Origin of the sequence: Caproiciproducens sp. CPB-2 (assembly GCF_036287215.1) — a bacterium.
Lineage (GTDB): Bacteria > Bacillota > Clostridia > Oscillospirales > Acutalibacteraceae > Caproiciproducens.
Genome location: NZ_CP142860.1, coordinates 1632116 through 1650927, shown reverse-complemented (window position 1 = coordinate 1650927; position 18812 = coordinate 1632116). Strand labels below are relative to the sequence as shown.

22 protein-coding genes are annotated in these 18812 nt (G+C 52.3%); 1 reads left to right on the top strand and 21 read right to left on the bottom strand.

Annotated elements, in window-relative coordinates; all coding sequences use genetic code 11:
* Positions 1 to 33: 33 nt before the first annotated feature.
* From VXK30_RS08170 to VXK30_RS08125, 10 genes are all read right to left on the bottom strand, one after another.
* On the bottom strand, positions 34 to 1317 hold the full coding sequence (locus VXK30_RS08170; RefSeq protein ID WP_275717831.1) for a UDP-N-acetylglucosamine 1-carboxyvinyltransferase: 1284 nt from the start codon (positions 1315 to 1317) through the stop codon (positions 34 to 36).
* Between the two features lie 298 nt (positions 1318 to 1615).
* Positions 1616 to 3271, bottom strand: coding sequence for a M23 family metallopeptidase (locus VXK30_RS08165; protein WP_275717830.1), 1656 nt, complete (start codon positions 3269 to 3271; stop codon positions 1616 to 1618).
* Between the two features lie 188 nt (positions 3272 to 3459).
* Positions 3460 to 3918, bottom strand: a complete 459-nt coding sequence (locus VXK30_RS08160; protein ID WP_275717829.1) for an S-ribosylhomocysteine lyase — start codon at positions 3916 to 3918, stop codon at positions 3460 to 3462.
* A gap of 12 nt (positions 3919 to 3930) precedes the next feature.
* Positions 3931 to 4821, bottom strand: coding sequence for a zinc dependent phospholipase C family protein (locus tag VXK30_RS08155; RefSeq protein ID WP_275717828.1), 891 nt, complete (start codon positions 4819 to 4821; stop codon positions 3931 to 3933).
* A gap of 76 nt (positions 4822 to 4897) precedes the next feature.
* Positions 4898 to 5632 (bottom strand): amino acid ABC transporter ATP-binding protein, encoded by a 735-nt coding sequence (locus VXK30_RS08150; RefSeq protein WP_275717827.1) that lies wholly within the window; start codon positions 5630 to 5632, stop codon positions 4898 to 4900.
* Complete coding sequence (locus tag VXK30_RS08145; RefSeq protein ID WP_275717826.1) at positions 5619 to 6353, bottom strand: amino acid ABC transporter permease; 735 nt, start codon at positions 6351 to 6353, stop codon at positions 5619 to 5621. The genes VXK30_RS08150 and VXK30_RS08145 overlap by 14 nt, the downstream gene beginning before the upstream one ends.
* 83 nt (positions 6354 to 6436) lie before the next feature.
* Positions 6437 to 7279: a transporter substrate-binding domain-containing protein gene (locus VXK30_RS08140; protein ID WP_275717825.1), complete on the bottom strand. Its 843-nt coding sequence runs from the start codon at positions 7277 to 7279 to the stop codon at positions 6437 to 6439.
* A 139-nt stretch (positions 7280 to 7418) separates the two neighbouring features.
* A complete protein-coding gene (locus VXK30_RS08135) occupies positions 7419 to 8312 on the bottom strand; it encodes an RluA family pseudouridine synthase (protein ID WP_275717824.1) in 894 nt (297 codons plus the stop codon).
* Between the two features lie 66 nt (positions 8313 to 8378).
* Positions 8379 to 9449 (bottom strand): branched-chain amino acid aminotransferase, encoded by a 1071-nt coding sequence (locus tag VXK30_RS08130; protein WP_275717823.1) that lies wholly within the window; start codon positions 9447 to 9449, stop codon positions 8379 to 8381.
* A gap of 111 nt (positions 9450 to 9560) precedes the next feature.
* The gene (locus tag VXK30_RS08125) at positions 9561 to 10892 is read right to left on the bottom strand and encodes an RsmB/NOP family class I SAM-dependent RNA methyltransferase (protein ID WP_275717822.1); all 1332 of its coding nucleotides are present in this window, start codon (positions 10890 to 10892) and stop codon (positions 9561 to 9563) included.
* A 74-nt stretch (positions 10893 to 10966) separates the two neighbouring features.
* Here VXK30_RS08125 and VXK30_RS08120 point away from each other — a divergent pair, with 74 nt between their 5' ends.
* The gene (locus VXK30_RS08120; RefSeq protein WP_052010555.1) at positions 10967 to 11158 is read left to right on the top strand and encodes a hypothetical protein; all 192 of its coding nucleotides are present in this window, start codon (positions 10967 to 10969) and stop codon (positions 11156 to 11158) included.
* An 80-nt stretch (positions 11159 to 11238) separates the two neighbouring features.
* Here VXK30_RS08120 and VXK30_RS08115 read toward each other — a convergent pair whose 3' ends face one another.
* From VXK30_RS08115 to nusB, 11 genes are all read right to left on the bottom strand, one after another.
* Complete coding sequence (locus VXK30_RS08115; protein ID WP_275717821.1) at positions 11239 to 12174, bottom strand: YitT family protein; 936 nt, start codon at positions 12172 to 12174, stop codon at positions 11239 to 11241.
* A gap of 16 nt (positions 12175 to 12190) precedes the next feature.
* Positions 12191 to 12589 (bottom strand): Mini-ribonuclease 3, encoded by a 399-nt coding sequence (locus VXK30_RS08110; RefSeq protein ID WP_275717820.1) that lies wholly within the window; start codon positions 12587 to 12589, stop codon positions 12191 to 12193.
* Between the two features lie 46 nt (positions 12590 to 12635).
* Positions 12636 to 13907 carry a GTPase ObgE gene (gene obgE, locus VXK30_RS08105; protein WP_275717819.1) on the bottom strand — a complete coding sequence of 424 codons (1272 nt, stop codon included), beginning with the start codon at positions 13905 to 13907 and terminating at the stop codon, positions 12636 to 12638.
* Between the two features lie 117 nt (positions 13908 to 14024).
* Positions 14025 to 14309 carry a 50S ribosomal protein L27 gene (gene rpmA / locus VXK30_RS08100; RefSeq protein ID WP_038323988.1) on the bottom strand — a complete coding sequence of 95 codons (285 nt, stop codon included), beginning with the start codon at positions 14307 to 14309 and terminating at the stop codon, positions 14025 to 14027.
* Positions 14310 to 14313: 4 nt separating this feature from the next.
* Entirely contained in the window at positions 14314 to 14628 is a 315-nt protein-coding gene (locus VXK30_RS08095) for a ribosomal-processing cysteine protease Prp (RefSeq protein WP_275717818.1), read from the bottom strand.
* Positions 14629 to 14633: 5 nt separating this feature from the next.
* Positions 14634 to 14942, bottom strand: a complete 309-nt coding sequence (rplU, locus tag VXK30_RS08090; protein WP_038323986.1) for a 50S ribosomal protein L21 — start codon at positions 14940 to 14942, stop codon at positions 14634 to 14636.
* A 131-nt stretch (positions 14943 to 15073) separates the two neighbouring features.
* Entirely contained in the window at positions 15074 to 15961 is an 888-nt protein-coding gene (locus VXK30_RS08085) for a polyprenyl synthetase family protein (RefSeq protein WP_275717817.1), read from the bottom strand.
* Positions 15954 to 16169: an exodeoxyribonuclease VII small subunit gene (locus VXK30_RS08080; protein ID WP_038323985.1), complete on the bottom strand. Its 216-nt coding sequence runs from the start codon at positions 16167 to 16169 to the stop codon at positions 15954 to 15956. The genes VXK30_RS08085 and VXK30_RS08080 overlap by 8 nt, the downstream gene beginning before the upstream one ends.
* On the bottom strand, positions 16162 to 17382 hold the full coding sequence (gene xseA, locus VXK30_RS08075) for an exodeoxyribonuclease VII large subunit (protein WP_275717816.1): 1221 nt from the start codon (positions 17380 to 17382) through the stop codon (positions 16162 to 16164). The genes VXK30_RS08080 and xseA overlap by 8 nt, the downstream gene beginning before the upstream one ends.
* 6 nt (positions 17383 to 17388) lie before the next feature.
* Positions 17389 to 18321, bottom strand: a complete 933-nt coding sequence (locus VXK30_RS08070; RefSeq protein ID WP_275717815.1) for a peptidase M22 — start codon at positions 18319 to 18321, stop codon at positions 17389 to 17391.
* On the bottom strand, positions 18305 to 18727 hold the full coding sequence (gene nusB / locus VXK30_RS08065) for a transcription antitermination factor NusB (RefSeq protein ID WP_275717814.1): 423 nt from the start codon (positions 18725 to 18727) through the stop codon (positions 18305 to 18307). The genes VXK30_RS08070 and nusB overlap by 17 nt, the downstream gene beginning before the upstream one ends.
* Between the last annotated feature and the right edge of the window lie 85 nt (positions 18728 to 18812).

Genomic DNA, 18812 nt, shown 5'->3' with positions numbered 1-18812 from the left:
GATGTCAATCCCTTTCAAATCGTTCAAAAATATTCAGATTGCCTGCGCCACTGCCGGCTCAGGAACATGAACCCGCTGAATATCCGCTCCTAAATTCAAAAGCTTCTGCTCTACATTTTCATATCCGCGCTCAATATGATTGATGTCCTCAATCTGAGTGGTGCCCGACGCCGCAAGCGCCGCAATCATCATCGCCGCACCGGCACGCAAGTCGGTTGCCTTTACAGGTGCCGCATTCAGGTGATCAACGCCTTCCACAACAGCAAGCTTGCCGTCAACGGAAATCTGCGCGCCCATTCTTCTGAGCTCTTCCACATAGCGGAAGCGATTGTCCCAGACACTCTCATTAATGATACTCGTCCCATTTGCCATAGAAAGAAGCACCGCGATCTGCGGCTGCATATCCGTCGGGAAACCCGGATGGGGCATTGTCTTGATATTGCATTTGTTCAGTTTTCCCGTCCGGCTGACGCGGACTGCGTCGTCGAATTCCTCCACCTGAACGCCCATTTCCTCCAGCTTTGCGGAAATGGATTCCAAGTGCTTGGGAATTACGTTTTTAACAAGGACATCCCCGCAGGTCGCCGCGGCGGCGACCATATAGGTACCCGCTTCAATCTGGTCTGGAATAATGGAATAGGTGGTTCCGGCCAGGTGGGTCACACCGTATATTTTGATCACGTCGGTGCCGGCGCCCCTGATATCCGCTCCCATGGAATTCAAAAAGTTGGCGAGGTCGACAATATGGGGTTCCTTTGCAGCATTTTCAATGACTGTCATTCCTTTTGCCTTTACAGCAGCCAACATAATATTTACGGTTGCGCCGACAGACACAACGTCAAGATAAATATTGGCTCCTGTTAAAGCCTGCGTATAGACGTCCACCATGCCGCCTTCCAGCTTATAGGCCGCGCCCAGGGCCGCAAAGCCCTTCAGGTGCTGATCAATCGGGCGGACCCCGAAGTCGCATCCGCCCGGCATGGTAACCACCGCGTGGTTAAAGCGGCCAAGCAAAGCGCCTAAAAGGTAATAAGACCCACGTATATGGCGCGCCAGTTCGTAGGACGCCACGTGGGTATGAATCGGTCTTGGATCAATTTCAATCGTCGATTTGTCGATATTGCGAATTTTAGCTCCCATATCATACAGGATCCTTGTAATGGAAGCAACGTCTGTAATATTCGGAATATTTTCAATACAGCACACATCATCTGCCAAAATCGCTGCCGGTATAATTGCAATCGCGGCATTCTTTGCACCGCTGATGCTGACTTCACCGGTCAGACGATTGCCACCTTTAATAACGTACTTGTCCAATGCGGCACGCTCCAATCTAAAGTTAAACAATACTATTATTACATTTTTACGCAAAATATTAAGCGTTTTCAATGAATATATTGTTGTAAATATTTTGAAAGTAATCAAGTAAAATATACGAAAAAAGCAGGAAAAAATAGCCAATTATTGATTTCGTTGCACTGTTAATGATCATAATACACAATGATGGAAAAGTCAATAACCAACAAAACAAATAGTCTGTTTTTGTAAATATTACTAAAAAGCGTTCTTTCCCCCGTTCTGGGAAACAGAACGCTTTCCGTATTTTGCCCAAACGTCACCTGCTGACATAACTCAGCGGATTCACCTTAGTGCCGTTTTTAATCACTTCAAAATGACAGTGCGGACCGGTGGAGTTTCCGGTGCTTCCGACAAGGGCGATTGCCTGCCCTTTGGAGACCCTTTGGCCCGCCGAAACCAGAATTTTGCTTGCATGGCCGTAAAGCGTCTGCAGCCCTCCGCCGTGGCTGATTTTTACACAATAGCCGTAGCCGCTGCTCCACCCCGCCGATACAACGGTGCCGCCGTCGGCCGCAACAATCGTTTTCCCGTAAGCGCTGCCGCCGGATATATCGATACCGGTATGGAAACTGCCCCAGCGCCATGTGAAATAAGTGGTAATGGTGTGAAGGGACGGAACCGGCCACATCAGGCTTCCGCTGCTGACGCCGGCGCCGCTGTATTTCGGACGCTTCTTGGTTCCCGTGATTACCACCTTATCGGTAGACGGCACCACAACGGTTCTGCTGATGACGTCGCGCTTCTGCTCAACGCCGTTTACATAATACACCTTGTCAACACATTTCTGCGTTCCGTTTACTCCCTCGGTCTTCACTTTGGAATAATCGGTATACTGGGAATCATCCTTGATCGTTACTGTTTTATACGAAAGAGGGACTTCATACGTCAAATTTTTGGTCAGCTGAACATCCAGCATAGGGACCGCAACCTGCAGGTTGATCAAATCCCCCGGCATCAGATTGTCCCCCAGCTGGTTGTTGTTGATTTTGTTCAGCTCGGAAATGGTCGTGTGGTTTACCTTGGCAATGGAAGTAACCGTGTCCCCCTCTTTTACGGTATAGGTTACCGCCGCCTGAGAAGTGCCGTTGATCAGTTTATCCATTGACTCGGTAGCCATAATGGTTGTGGTCGGAAACAGCCCGTTGATGGTCTCCACATCCTGCGCAAAGTCCACCGATGCGCTCGTGTCCCCGTCCTTTGCCTTGTTCAGAAAATTTTGCAGCATATAGCGCAGATCCGCGCTGCTTTTCACCGCGCCGAGCAGCTCGCCGTTTACATAAAGGCCGCTCGCTTCCTCAATGATTCCGTTTGACTGCTGGATAATCTTGTCGCAGACCGAATTAACCTCCAGAAAGCTGTTTGCATCCACTACTTCGAGTCGGAACGTGGGGGTGACATTGATATTGATATCACTGTCGGCCGTGTCGTGAACCATGCGCTGGCTCACCATTTCGCTCGCCTGTTCAAAGGTTTTTTCATCCTGAATGGTAGCGACTTCCTTCCCGTCATAAGCAAGAACCAAGCCGTAATTCAGTCCGTTCCAGAAATGCACGGTAGCCCCCAAAAGAAAAATTGCTCCTATGGGAACAACCATATTCAAAATCGAAAACACAAAACCCCTGTGACGGACAAAGCTTTTTCCCGTGACGGTAAGATACTCTTTAAAAACACGTCCGTAGCCCAGTTTTCTCGCCTGCGCGATCCTGTCGCGGGCAATGGAAAATCCTTCCCGGATGGACTGAAACTCTTCTTTCAGGCGGGCAATCCGTTTGCCGACTGTGGCGGCGTAGATCGATTTGCATAAATTCGTAAACGGTCTAAAAAACCGGGAAAGCCTGCGTCCGACTCTTTTCAGGATTCTGACCGTCTGGATACCTACAATATATAAATCATCCGCTGTTTGATTCAACATCTTATAACCGGAATCTCTGCATACGCTTTTTGTTTTCTTTAGCCTCGAGAGCTGCATGAAACAAAATCCTTTCGGGTTAATAAATTGTTACAAGTTTGTAATACGTTTTTAATCATATAACAAATTTGCCTATTTTGCAACCCGTTGGAATCAAATTAACAAATATGCAACAATTTGGCAATTAAAATTCAGCTTAAATAACGGAGCTTCTCCTCAGTCCACCCCATAATCACCGGAAGGAACGCTTTTGCCTCTTTCTTCGCGCCGTCAAGATCGTGTTCCAGATAATTTCCGCACTCCGCCGCCGCGGCCCCAGGGATAGCCCCTTCAAAATCAGCGATAAAGGCAAAGGCCTCGATGATCAGTTGAACAGCGTCCGCGTGGCTCAGGTTTCTGGTCAAAAAATAGAAACCGGTCCGGCAGCCCATTGGGCCAAAATAAATAATATGGTCCTTATGACTGCTGTTGCGTACAAAGGTCGCGAACAGATGCTCGATGGTGTGCATGGCGGCATTCGGGAGAAACGGCGGAATATTCGGCCTTCTCATCCTGATATCATAGGTTACGATATCGCCGTCGATACGGGAAGTGTAAATACCGGGCATCAGCTTGGTATGGTCGACACAAAAACTTGCGATTCTTTCCATTATAAATCTCCTTCATATAAAGAAAATGTTGTCCGTCAATTTTTCAAAATCATCCGTTTCCAGAAAACCGCCGATCAGGTGGAGACTATCCTCAACGGACTGCTCATAAAGCTCCGGAAAACTTTCCGTACGGACGGTCCCACTGTCCGCAGGCCAGCTCCATTCATTGTGCAGGATATTGGCGTAATCACACCCGTCGCCTTCGCTGAGCCCGCGGAAATGGCAGGAAACGGTCCGCTTCCCCTTTCTTTCCCTCCGCTCTATCCATGCCTGCTTCAGAGTGGTGCGGTCGTTTAAAAGGCCGAACACCGTGCGGCAGTCGTTGGTCGCCTGATACAGCGGGACGCCAGCGTCCTCAACCCCGAATAACCCGTGAAGCAAAAAAGCGTACAAATCCGCAATGTGGAGCTGGACATTATCATTCTTCGGGACCGTCTGTTTCAGGTCAAACTCCGTCGGCAGCGCCGCCCTTTCATACCGGAGCAGAATCACGTCGAGCGCGGATTCTATCTGGTTGTGCAGGATTTCTTCATCCTGCATCGGCTCCTGCTCAAGAAGCGCCTTCGCCCCGGACTGAATAAAAGGATGGCAAATCCGGTCCAAGGAGTAATGGCAAAGGAAGCCGTCGATATACGATAAAACCAGTGCCTTATTCGGCTGCCGCAGATAATATTCCCGCATCAGCGCCAGCGTTTTTGAAGGATTCTCCAGATGGAGCTTTCCGGCGTAGTCTTTCAGGCTCTCTCCCCTCTGCCACGGCAGATAGCGGTGGCAGTACAAAAAGTCCGGCCCCTGTGCTCCCCAAAGAAACGCGGCCAGATTCCGTTCACCGTTCGCCTGTGTCTGTTGCAACTGTTCCAGAACTCTTTGCGCATGGAGATAATGCGTGATCGCAGCCGGCATCTTCCAAGAACCACCTTCACAAAAATAAGAGCGCGGTATGTACCGCGCTCTTATTTTATCATATTCGTATTGTTTTTTAAAGAACTTTAGATAAAAAATCCTGCAGGCGCGGATTCTGCGGATGGTCGAAGAACTGATCCGGGGCGTCTTCTTCCAGAACCTGGCCGTCGTCCATAAAAAGTACGCGGGTGGCAACCTCACGGGCAAAGCCCATTTCATGTGTCACCACCACCATGGTCATCCCCTCGGCGGCAAGTTCCTTCATTACCTGTAAGACTTCTCCGACCATTTCGGGGTCGAGCGCGCTGGTGGGTTCATCAAAAAGCATGACGTCCGGGTTCATGGCAAGCGAACGCACAATCGCAATCCGCTGCTTTTGTCCGCCGGACAGCTGAAGCGGGTATGCTTCCGCCTTGTCCGCCAGCCCTATCCGCTCAAGCAGCTGTTTCGCCTGCTGCTCCGCCTGCTCCTGTGTTTTCAGCTTTAGCGTGATCGGCGCAAGCGTAATGTTCTGGAGCACCGTCAAATGCGGAAATAAATTGAAGTGCTGGAACACCATCCCCATCTTCTGACGGAGCTGGTTGATATCGCACTCCGGCACATTGATCTGAACGCCCTCAAACCAGACCTCGCCGTCGGTCGGCTGCTCAAGCAGATTCAGGCAGCGCAGGAACGTGCTTTTCCCGGAACCGGAAGGGCCGACAATTACAACCTTCTCGCCTTTTTCAATATTTTGGTCAATGCCCTTCAGAACATCCAGATCGCCGTTCAGGGTCTGGAACGTCTTATGCAGATTCTTAACGGTTATCACTTCTGTGCAGCCTCCTTTCAAGCTTGCCGAGCAGGGCGGTCAAGCCCATGACGATCAGCAGATAAATGCCCGCAACAGCCAGAAGGGAGGTGTACGGATCATAGGTGATGCTTCTGATGATATCGCCGCCCTTGGTCAGGTCCTGTATCGCGATGTAGCCCGCGACGGAGGTTTCCTTTAAGAGAGCGATAAATTCATTGCCGATTGCCGGCAGGACGTTTTTCAGAGCCTGAGGAAATACGATCTTCACCATGGTATCGCGCTGGTTCAGTCCGAGGGAACGCCCGGCCTCGACCTGCCCTTTGTCCACGGACTGGATCCCGCTCCGGATGACTTCCGCAACGTAAGCGCCGGAATTGATGCCGAACGCAAAGATCGCCGCGACAACCCGGTCCAGATTCACGGGCGGCTGAAAGACGATGTACCACATAATCATCAGCTGGACAACGACCGGCGTACCGCGTATCACCGTCAGGTATACACTGCACACTGCATTGAGAAATTTCAGCTTTGACTTGTCATTATTGTGCGTCACCTTGACAAGAGCGACGATGGTCCCCAGAATAATCCCGATGATGACCGCAAAAAAGGTAATCATAAGGGTATTTCCCAGACCGAACACTATGTTTGTATATCTGTTCTTCAGAATAAACGCATCATAGAATTTCTGCGGGAATTCCGAAAAATAAGAGAGCGGCAGGGCCGCCGTCAGTATATCCATAATTTACCCCCGTTTTTAAACTGAGAAAAGCAGGGGGAGCAGATTTTTCCGCCCGCCCTGCATTCTATTGATAAGTGGGAAAATCAGGCGCCCAGAGCCTCTTTGTACTTCTCAATAATCTTGTCAAGCTCACCGCTCGATTTTAATTCGCTCAGAACACTGTTGACGGTGTCCAGCATCGCTTTATCACCCTTCGGCACCGCGATGGCATACTGTTCGGTGGTCAGCGCCTCATCCAGCTTAACCAGTTTGTCGGAATTTTTTTCCACAAATTTCTTGGCCGGGAAATCGTCGATGACGACCGCGTCGATTTTGCCGTTGATCAGATCGGTGACGGCGTCTACGCCCTTGGCATAGCGCTCGGTGGAGCCAACCTTGATATCGTTCTTTCCGTCTTCATTGGTGCAATAGGTATCTCCGGTCGTCCCCTGCTGCACGCCGACCTTCTTGCCGTTCAGGTCCGTACGGGATTTGATCGCGCTGTCTTTTGATACGATGATCGCCTGGGAAGCGTCGAAATAGGTGTCGGAAAAATCGACATTTTTCTTTCTGTCCTCATTCGCGGTCATACCGGCGGCTACGAAGTTGGTCTTTCCGGAACCAAGCTCCGTGGTAAGAGTGTCGAAAGCAATATCGTTGATTTTCAGCTGAACGCCGAGCTTCTCGGCAATTTTATTGGAAATATCAATGTCGATGCCAACGATCTTGTCTCCGTCCTTGTACTCGAACGGCTCAAATTCCGCGTTGGTAGACATGATGACGACTCCGTCCGCCTTAACCTTATCCACGCTGGTCTGCTCGCCGGCCGAAGCGGCGGTCTGGCTGCCTGTCGCGGACGCCGTGGTTCCCGATTGGGCACAGCCCGCCGAAGAAAGCGTCATGGCGGCAACGAGTAAAAACGCCGCTATTTTAGAAAACTTTTTCATCTTGTTAACCCTCCGTAAAATGAAGTTGGATTTGTTTGTTTAGGATAGTTTGTATTATAGCGCATAAATATGCAAAAATCAAGTATTAATATAAATAAAAATTCATTTTAATGGATTTGTATGCATTTATGCCGTATTTTTACTCTGTTTTTGTGTATTCTTCCATACCGCATCCAGCAAGCAGCGAATGCATATCGCTTGGAAGCGTGCAGGAAAGGTCTGTTTCCCTTTGGGTGACCGGATGAATAAAATGAATATTCATGCAGTGGAGCGCCTGTCTTGAAAGGAACCGCAGGCCGCCGCCGTAAAAATCATCCCCCGCGAGGGGATGACCGATATGTGCCATATGCACGCGAATCTGATGGGTTCTGCCCGTCCTCAGCCGGAAGGAAACCAAGGTGTGTCCGCCGCCGCTGCTCAGCACCCTCCAATGCGTAACCGCCCTCTCCCCTTTTTCCGTGACCTCACGCTGAATGCTGTGCCCCTCTTTCAGCCCGATCGGTTCATCGATCGTTCCCTCTCCCATAAGAATTCCCTCACACACAGCAACATATTCCTTTTCAATTTTGGCGGCGAGCTGCGCCGCGCAGTAAGAATTTTTCGCCAGGACGACCAGCCCGGTTGTATCTTTATCCAACCGGTATACGGGACGGAAGGAAAGCCGCTCCCCTTTGGAAAGAGAATACGCCGCAGCCGCGTTTGCAAGGCTGTCGCAGTCGTGGCCGGGCGTTGGATACATCGGCATACCGGAAGGCTTATCGACAATCAGAAGATCGCTGTCCTCATAGACGACCGCAAGGGGGACGCTGAGCGGTTCGTGCAGCTTCGTGTCGCCCGGCATCCGGATACATACCGTATCCCCCGCGTTTAGCGTTTCCGTCACAATGGCATGCAAGCCGTTTCTCGCAATGCCCATGGGCTCGCGTTTCAACCGGATCATCAGCCGGGCGGAGATTCCGCAGTACGAACGCAGAAAGCTTTTCAGCCTGATTTCCTCGTATTCTTGTGGCACTGAAAAAGAAAGCTCGCGCATAAGTCCTCCTGAAAAGGAAAAGGCGGCGCAACCAACGCCGCCTGAAAAACTTTTCGACAATCGAAATTATTTTACTTCAACAGTCCAGCCGAATTCGTCTTTGATCTTTCCCCATTGAATTCCCGTCAGGGTATCGTAAAGGCGCTGGGAAATCGGCCCGATTTCTCCGTTGTTGATGTCCATTACATCGTCTCCCCATTTCAGATGGCCGATCGGGGAAATGACGGCGGCGGTGCCGGTACCAAACGCTTCCTTCAGCTGACCGTTTTCCGCGGCCTTTGCAAGCTCATCGATGGACAATTTGCGCTCGACGACCTTCATGCCCCATGATTTGAGCAGTTCAATGGAGGACATGCGGGTGATTCCCGGAAGAATGGAGCCCTGCAGCTCGGGGGTTACGATTTCATCTCCAATGACAAAAAATACATTCATGGTGCCGACTTCTTCAATGTATTTGCGCTCTACGCCGTCCAGCCAGAGAACCTGGGTGTAATTCTGCTTTTCCGCTTCATCCTGCGCTTTTAAGGAAGCCGCGTAGTTGCCGGCCGTTTTGGTATAGCCCATCCCGCCCTTGACGGCGCGCACATAGTTGGTTTCCACATAAATCTTCACCGGATCCAGCCCTTCCGGATAATAGGCCCCGACGGGCGAGCAAAGAATAATGAAAAGCAGATGCTGTGCCGGATGTACTCCGATATGGGGATCGATTCCGATAATAAACGGACGGATGTAAAGGGAGGTTCCTTCCGCGGACGGAATCCAGTCCTTTTCAATGGATACCAGCTTCTCGATCGCTTTCTGGCTGAACGCTTCATCGATCAGCGGAATGCAAAGCCGGTCATTGGAAGAATTGAGACGGGCCATATTCTTGTCCGGTCTGAAAAGCAGGATTCTGCCGTCAACCGCACGATAAGCTTTCATTCCCTCAAAAACAGACTGGCCGTAATGCAGGCACATCGCCGCCGGCGATAGTTCAATCGGTCCAAACGGGACAATTCTGGCGTCGTGCCAGCCCTCTCCCTCATCATAGTTCATAATGAACATATGATCTGTAAAGATCGTACCGAATCCGAGTTTACTTGAATCGGTTGGCTTGGATTGTGGATGTTCAGTCAGTTCAACTCTGATTTCCTGCATTTCAAAGGCCCTCTTTCAAATTAATTACCGATTATTATAGCATCCTTTTCGGGTAATTTCAAGCTTTAGCATCTTAAAGTGTTTTGAAATATGCCCGTCAGGAAGAAAGCATCAATGATTGCGCAGCCCTTTGGGATACCGGTTTTTCAGGCGGCCGCCGGAGCATTTTCCGAAGCCCGTGAGAACGCCGTCAACCGCAACGCCGGTAAAGCCGTGACAGCGCGGATCCGACTCCATTTCTTCCCCACGCAAAAAAGCGGCGATCTGTTCCGAATCGTGCGGCAGATCGATGACCGAATTCAGCTCCTGCGGCTTCGCGGACATGAACAGTGCGTGAGCCGGTTCCATACGGTTTTTCTTTGCTTCCCCAAGCAATACGCCCGCGCGGATCACTCCAAGCCCTTTCAAGTAAGGGAGCTCCCGCGGAAGGATCAGGAAGGATTCGCCCACCTGCTCCACCGGGGAGGACAGCTCCATTTTAAAAACCTGTCTGTATAAATCCTCCGCCATCTCCATCATGGAGGGCTTCTTCGGCAAATAAGGAGCCGGATACGCGCTGCTGCCGGAAATCCGGCGCATAACAGCTACGAAATGCCCCTCACCCCCGTCCATGGGGAAAACACGGCGCGCCTGAGGGAGAAAAGCGGGACGGCCGAACGGTACCCCGCAATCGGTCAGGGCAAAGTCTCCTCTTTCCTTCAAAAACGCGGAAACGACTTCTTCGTTCTCTTCCGGGGAAAACGTACAGGTGGAATAGACCAGCACGCCGTTTTCCTTTAAGGCATGGGCGGCGCTGCGCAGAATGGCGAGCTGACGGACGGCGCAGGCTTCCACATGTTCCTGGCTCCAGTCCTGCAGTGCCTGTTCGTCGCGCCGGAACATCCCCTCACCCGAACAGGGGGCGTCCACCAGCACCTTGTCGAAATATCCGGCAAGCCCGCTGCAGAGCGCCTCCGGATGGCAGGAAGAAACCACGGCGTTCCTGACGCCCGTCCGCTCCAGATTGGAAAGCAGCACATTTGCCCTGCTCCTGACGATTTCATTGGACCAGAGCAGCCCGCTTCCCTGTAAAAGAGCGGCGATCTGCGTCGATTTTCCGCCGGGAGCGGCGCACAGATCCAGCACCCTGTCCCCGGGCACGGGGTTCAGCGCGGTTACCGCGCTGGCCGCAGACGGCTCCTGCGAGTAAAACGCACCTGCATGGTGCATGGGCAGGGAGCCGACCTTTTGCGCATCCTGCGGGATATAATAGGAAACCGGCGAAAAAGGCGTCGGCTCCAAAGAAAACGGCAGAGAGGCCTTGAGCGTTCTTTCGCCGCATTTCAGCGTATTCAGTCGGATACCCCGGTAATACGGTTTCTGATAGTCGTTTAAAAACGCCGGATATTCCCCGCCCAGCATGGATTCCATTTTATTTTTAAAGCTCTGCGGCAGCTCAATCAAATCCGTCAACTCCTGAATTGGTCTGTATAATTCGCGTAAAGATACTAATAATACGGGTGAAGGGGGTGAAAATTTTGGATAATCAGACTTCAAAAACGAACCGCGCTTCCAACAACAGTACAAATGAGAGCACAAACCGTGCTTCCAACAGTACGAACCGTGCGTCAAACAACAGCACGAACACCAGCAACAACAATCATTACAGCAACAAAACTTCTAACAATGCAACACAGGCTACAAACAAATCTTCCGATAACTGCAAATAACGGAAAAGCGGCAAGCCAAAGATTGATTCACCAATGCGGGAACAGGCGATTCTGTATGGAAATACAAGACCGCCTGTTCTTCATTTTTCATTTTTCTTTGCATTGACGTGCGCAATCAGTTCTTTCAGCGTCTTATCTTCCGCTTTGACCTGACGGAAGCCCTCGCCGGAAATTTCTCCCGCATCGCCGATAATCATAAACGCGTCGTGGTCGTGCGAGCGGACAATGTCCTTCACCTTGACGACCTCGTAACGGCGGACAGCACACAGCAAAACCTCTCCCTCTCGTCCGCTGTACGCGCCGCGCGATTTCAGCACGGTGACCCCGCGGTCCATATCGGTCAAAATATCCTGCGCAATTTCGTCGTTTTTCACAGACATGATAAACAGCAGCTTCCCGGTCCCGGTGTCGGTGCCGTAGAGGAGCGCGTCGATCAGGCGGGTGGAAACGAAAATGGTGATCGTGGCGTAAAGCGCGCTTTCAATATTGCCGTACACAAAGGCGGAGGCGACGACAACCATCATATCCACACAGAGCATCAGCTTTCCCATGGATAGATTGCGCAGCCTTCTGCCGAGCAGACGGGCCACAAGGTCGGTGCCGCCCGTGGTTCCCCCGCGCATGAATACGAGAGAAAGCCCGATTCCCTCAATGATTCCGCCAAAAATGGCAGCCAGCATCTTTTCGCCGGTATAAGCGGGCACGATTTTTCCGACCAGGTCAATGGAAACCGATACGAATACCGTCGCCACAATCGTTTTGCCGACGAGCTTGTACCCGATTTCCATAATCGCCCAGATGAAAATAGGAATATTCAGCAGCAGGCCGGTCATACCGATCGGCCAGCTGAACAGATAGTTAATCATCGTACTGGCGCCGGTAACGCCGCCCGGCGCAATCTGGTTCGGGGCGGTAAACACATTGACGGAGACCGCGTAAATCAGGCTGCCGACAACGAAAAACAGAATATCCTTTAAAAGGCCTATTGCTTTTTCCTTCGGAGTTTCGGAAAGCATAACAGCATCTCCCAAATCAAATTAAATCGTCACACACAATCTTAAAAATCTCGCGCAGACGTTCAATGTTACCGGAAAGGTAAATATAGCCGAACAGGGCTTCAAAAGCGGTTGCGGCGTGATAGTCCTCAACCGCCGCATTTTTTGGGACATGGTTCGTGTGCGCATTGCGGCCGCGTTTGAAGACCTCCAGCTCCTCTTCCGTCAGAAGGGGAAGAAGCCTTTTGGAAGCCTTTGCCTGCGCGCCGCAGCAGACCTGTTCCACCGACTTTTTATGAAGGGATTTGACCGGGCAGTTTCCCTGACACACAAGGCGTTCGCGTACAAAAAGCTCAAAGACGCCGTCGCCCACGAAAGCGAGCGTCAGCGGGCTTAACAGTTTCGGATTACAATCTGCGGGAAATAATCGTTCCAAGCAAAGCGCTCCTCGTCATTGATAGATTGGAAAACATGAGTGGAGATTACTCCATAAAGTCAAATTCAATATCGTAGATACTGACGGTGTCGCCTTCCTGAACACCCGCCTCACGCAGCGCGTCGATGACGCCGGAATGGATGAGCACGCGCTGAAAATACTGAAGCGATTCATAATCGTCAAAATTAACCGAATTGATGACGGGCACCAACCACTCGCCCTCCACCACAAACACGCCGTCCTGGTTGGTCACCTTCACGTCATTATGTCCGATTTCTTCCACAGAAACAAGCGGAGCGGGCTCCGGCTCGAACTGCCTGACAGGCGGCAGCTTGCTGAGCATCTCTGAAATTTTATTGAGCAGCGGGTCGACCTGATAGCGGATCGCCGCCATAATCGGGAAAAACTCATAGCCCAGCTTTTCCGCATAATTTTTGAAATCCTCAATCTGCTCGTCCGTCGCGAGGTCGCATTTGTTGCCGGCAACAATCATCGGCCTTTCGGCTAAGTCGGGATTGAATTTTTTCAGCTCCGCGTTGATGGTCTGAAAATCCTGTTTCGGGTCCCGGCCTTCGCTGCCGGCGACGTCGACGATGTGTACGAGCATCCTGCAGCGTTCCACATGCCGCAGAAACTGGTGCCCCAGCCCCGCGCCTTCCCCCGCGCCCTCGATCAGCCCGGGAATATCGGCAATGACGAACGATTTGCCCTCACCCATGCGGACAACGCCGAGCACGGGGGTAATCGTCGTAAAATGATAATTGGCGATGGTGGGTTTTGCCTCGCTGACGACGGAAACAAGAGTCGATTTTCCCACATTCGGATAGCCGACCAACCCGACATCCGCCAGAAGCTTTAGCTCCATCAAAAGCTCCATGGACTCGCCCGGCATCCCCGCTTTCGCAAAGCGCGGAGTCTGGCGTGTCGCGGTCGCGAAATGGGTGTTGCCCCAGCCGCCCCGGCCGCCTTTCGCAATCGTCTGCGGCTCGTCGGCGGACAGGTCCGCGATCAGCCTGCCGGTCGCGGCGTCCTTTAACAGGGTTCCCCGTGGGACCCTGATTATCAGGTCGTCCGCTTTTTTCCCAAAGCAGCGTTTTCCCCGGCCGTCTTCGCCGTTCGGAGCAACATATTTTCTTTTATAACGGAAATCCGCCAGCGTGGAAAGGTTGTCGTCCACCTGAAAGACGATATTTCCGCCCCGGCCGCCGTCGCCGCCGTCCGGACCGCCGGACGCCACATATTTTTCACGGTGAAACGAAACCTTGCCGTTGCCGCCGTTTCCCGCTTTGATCGTAATTTTTGCACTGTCAATAAACATGAGCCTTACCGCCATTTCTGTGAAATATTGCCTTCGATTAGTATATCATGTTTTGTTCGGAAAAGCCAAAAAATCCCGGGCGAAAACGGCCCGGGATTTTCATTCACCTGAAAAGGCTTATTGCTCCACCGCGTAAACGCTGACCTTTTTGCGGTCACGGCCAAGACGCTCAAACTTTACATGACCGTCAACCAGGGCAAAGAGGGAATCGTCGGAGCCGATGCCGACGTTCTCACCCGGATGAATATGGGTTCCGCGCTGTTTGACAAGGATGTTTCCGGCAAGTACAAACTGGCCGTCCGCACGCTTCACACCAAGACGTTTGGATTCTGAATCACGGCCGTTCTTGGTGGAACCCATTCCTTTTTTATGCGCAAATAACTGAATATTTATCTTTAGCATTTCCTTACACCTCCGTATAGCTTACATGAATATTTTGAGGATACTGTTCTTCAAGCTCCAGCATATGGAGTTTGAAACCCGCGAGAATGTCGCGGCAGTCTTTCGCCTCATTTGATGAAATTCTGACGAGCATATAACCGTCTTCAACAGTAACCTGGGCATTTGCTCTGACAACTTCCGTAATGGTGTTGGCTGTCATATATGCCGCAGAGGAAACCGCCGCACAGACGATATCCCTGCCCGCTGCCCCGTTATGACCGCTCAGGGAAAATCCCAGAAGAGCGCCGTCAGGCCGGGTGAAAAATTCTGCACAAATCATGACAATTATGCGTTAATTGCGGTAATCTGTACTTTGGTATAGGGCTGTCTGTGACCCATCTTACGCTTCTCGCTTTTTTTCGCCTTGTAAGTAAAGACCGTGATTTTCTTTCCCTTACCGTTTTTAAGAACCGTACCGGTTACGGTAGCTCCCTCAACATAAGGAGCACCCACTTTGAGTCCGTCGTCGCCGTCAAGTGCAACCACTTTGAAATCGACGGAGGAATTTTCTTCTGCCGCAAGCTTCTCGATATAAATGACATCGTCATTTTGTACCTTGTACTGCTTGCCGCCTGTTTCAATTACTGCAAACATGAATGAAAGGTCCTGCCTTTTCTCTAAACTCGCTATCACCGGGCGGGTTTCCCGCTTATAAAGCCCGTAATATGCGGCTTAACAATATTATCATATTCCGTCAATTTTGTCAATAAACATGGCAAAATTCCTTACTTTTTACGAACGGCCAGTTTTTTTGCAAATTCGGTAAGGTATTCGGCTTCCTTGCCAAAGCAGCCAAGCGCCTCCACGGCCTTCGCGGTCAGCTCGTTGACGGTTTTCGAGGCGTTTTCCAGCCCCATCAGGGAAACATAGGTGCTTTTATTGTTTTCACTGTCGCTGCCGGCCGGTTTCCCCAGCGTCCGGGTATCCCCCGTCACATCCAGAATGTCGTCCACGATCTGAAACGCCAGGCCGATTGCCCGCGCGTAGCTTTCGGCGGCCCGCATCTGTTCGTCTCCGGCCCCGGCAAGGACGCAGCCCATCTGCGCGGACGCCAGAATCAGCGCGCCGGTTTTATTTTCATCCATTTTCTTCAGAGTTTCCAGCGAAATGGCCCGGCCTTCGCTCATCAGGTCAATCACCTGTCCCCCGACCATGCCGTACGCACCGGCGGCGCGGGCAAGATATCCCGCGGCCTTTGCGGCCCTTTCGGCCCCGGCAAGCCGCACGGCTTCCTTGGAGAGCATGGCTTCAAAGGCCATGGTCAGCAGCGCGTCCCCCGCGAGCAGGGCAATATCCTCGCCGAACACCTTGTGGTTGGAAGGGCGTCCGCGGCGCATATCGTCGTCGTCCATGCAAGGCAGGTCGTCGTGGATCAGCGAATAGGTGTGGATCATTTCGACCGCACAGGCAAAAGGCAGCGCAGCTTCTTCCTCCCCGCCGCAGAGCCTGCAGAATTCCAGCACCAGAATCGGCCGGATTCGTTTGCCCTCTCCGAGCAGGCTGTAGCGCATGGCGTGGATCAGGTCGGCCTGTATGATTTCTTCTTCGGGAAGGTACTGTGCCAGTTTGGCGTCTATCCTCTCGATCAGGTGTTTTTCCCGCAGATCAAGCATTTTTTTCACCGCCGGATTCTTCGAGTTCGGTGATCTGCCTGATTTTCTGCTCGGCGCCCTCCAGCTTGCCGTAGCACAGGGCGGCCAGCGCGGAACCTTCCTCAAACAGCTTCAGAGAGCTTTCCAGCGACTCATTGCCGTTTTCCAGCCGGTCGACGATTTCGCTCAGTTTGATCATGGCTTCTTCAAAGCCCATTTTCTTATTCATGTTTCTCCTCCATGCTGTCCACTACACAGCCCAGCGTTCCTTCGTTTAACAGCACCGAAATCCGTTCACCCGTTTTAACGTCGGAAACACGGGTGACGACATGTCCGTCCTGACCGTAAATAATAGAATATCCCCGGGAAAGCGTTGCCAGCGGGCTTAGGGCATTCAGCCTGCCGCTGACGGAAGAAAGCGCGGACCGGGCATCCGCCGTTTTCCTGCGCATGGATTGATTGAGCCTTACGGCAAGCTGATCCGTACGAATCCGCTCCAGTTCAATCCGATTCAAAGGATCTTTAAAAGAATGGTGGGAGGTCAGCGCGTCCAGATTCTGTTTGAGGCCCGCGAGCTTTTTCCGCATGCTTTGCTTTAGCCTCGACAGGTCGTAGCGAACCGTATACTCCAGCTCCGCGCGGTCGGGCACGGCGAGCTCCGCGGCAGCCGACGGGGTCGGCGCGCGAAGGTCGGCCACAAAGTCGCAGATCGTAAAGTCGGTTTCATGCCCCACGGCGGAAATGACCGGAATTTCGGAGGCGGCTACGGCCCTCGCCACCATTTCCTCGTTAAAGGGCCAGAGGTCTTCCAGCGAACCGCCGCCGCGCCCGAGAATAATCACATCAGCACACAAAAGACGGTTGAAACGGGCAAGCGCGTCCACAATCTGCGGCGCCGCGCCCTCTCCCTGTACCAGCACGGGACAGAAAACAATTTCAGCCAAAGGGTACCGCCGCGCGAGAATCGAGGTAATATCGTGTACTGCCGCACCGGTAGGCGAGGTAATCACACCGATCCGTTCCGGAAAAGCGGGCAGCGGTGTTTTCCGCTCCGGGGCGAACAGGCCCTCCGCTTCCAGCTTTGCTTTCAGCTGTTCAAAGGCCAGGTTCAGCGCGCCGAGACCATCCGGCTGCATATCGTCAATATAAAGCTGATACTGTCCCGTCGCCTCATAGACGCTTACGCGGCCCCGCACGATCACCTTCATGCCGTCCTGCGGCAGAAAACGGATACGCCGGGCGTTCTGGGCAAACATCACCGCCCGAATCACGCATTTTTCATCCTTGAGGGACAAATAGAAATGTCCGGACTTATAATGATTGGTGAAATTGGAAATTTCACCGCTGACAAAAACATGCGCCAGATTTTCGTCGCCGTCAAATTTGGATTTGATATAAGTGTTCAGCTGCGTTATGCTCAGCACAACCGGAAAATCCACCATAAGTCATTATGCCCCCTTTATTGAGGTTAAAACCGCAATTCCCGCCGCGTTGTCCGCTGAAAATTCCGGGGCGGCGAAAGCGGCGCCGTATTTTTCCGTCATTGCGTCCCGGATCAGGCTGTTGGACATGACCCCGCCCGCAAACAGCAGGGGAAGCTTGCCGTATTGCTTCAGCAGTTCGGCGGTCATTCCGTCCAGCGCCGCCAAGATCGAGCACAGGCAATAGGCCGCGACTTCTTCTTTCGGCGCTCCTGCTTTCAGCATTCCGGCACATTGGTTTTCCACGCCGGAAAGGGAACAGTCCGCCCCCCTGAGCGACGGTCTGATACAATAGGTTTTATTCGCCTGCAGAGCCAGCTGCTCCAGCGCTTTCCCCGAAGGAAACGGCAGGCCGAGCATGGCCCCCACCCTGTCCACAGCCTGTCCGCCTTTTAAATCCAGAGACTGCGCGATGATCCGCGTGCGGAAGATCGTCCGTTCGTCCGGCGTGACAAGGACCGCCTCCGTCGTACCGCCGGAAACATGGAACGCAATGAATTTTTCGTGAAGCAGGTTCAGTTTGCCGGCGGAATACAGCGCGGCGGCAATGTGCCCCGCCTGATGGGAAAACGGATACAGCGGTACCCCCAGCGAAAGCGCAACGGCCTTTGCGGTACCGAGCCCGACCGTAAAGCAGGGCATGTAAGAGCCTTCCAGATCGCGCGGTCTGTCCGACACCCCTACCGCGCCGACGGAAAGCTTTTTCCGAATCAGCGCTTCCAGCACCTGCGGCAGCTGCTGCACATGGTGGAACACGGCGTCGCTCTGCCGGAGTCCGAGCTCTCCCTGCTTTACGGGCAGAAGCATTTTCTGCTGAGAAATCGTCCCGCCCTGAAAAAGAGCAGCGGAGGTTGTGTAATTGCTGGTGTCGATGCCAAGCGCGTCAATCGGCTCTCTCATGGGATTCCTTCTCACCAAGCTCTTTTGCCACCGAACCCAGCACGCCGTTGACAAACGGAGCGTCGTCCGCGCCGCCGTATTTTTTCGCAAGGTCGACCGCCTCGTTGATGGAAACACTCACGGGAATGTCCTTCTCAAACATCATTTCGTAGATGGAGAGCTTCATCAGAGCCAGAGCCACCTTGGAAAGGCGGTTCATTTTCCAGCCGCGAATATTTTTTTCGATCCGGGCGTTGAGGGCATCTTCGTTTTCTTCCACGCCGACGGCGACTCTTTCGGCAAAATCATCGACGATAATATCTCTGGACAGGCCGGCCGCGTCAATAATCTGTTCCGTTGGATCGTGGTTGATACTTCTTTCAAAAATCAAGGCAAACGCCTGTTCCCTCGCCTCGTGTCTTTTCATTTTCTTCCTCCGTCTTTTCAGCCGTCTTTCTTCCGTATATGAAAAGAACCCTCCACTGAACTGTGGAGGGTTTTAACCGCTGATT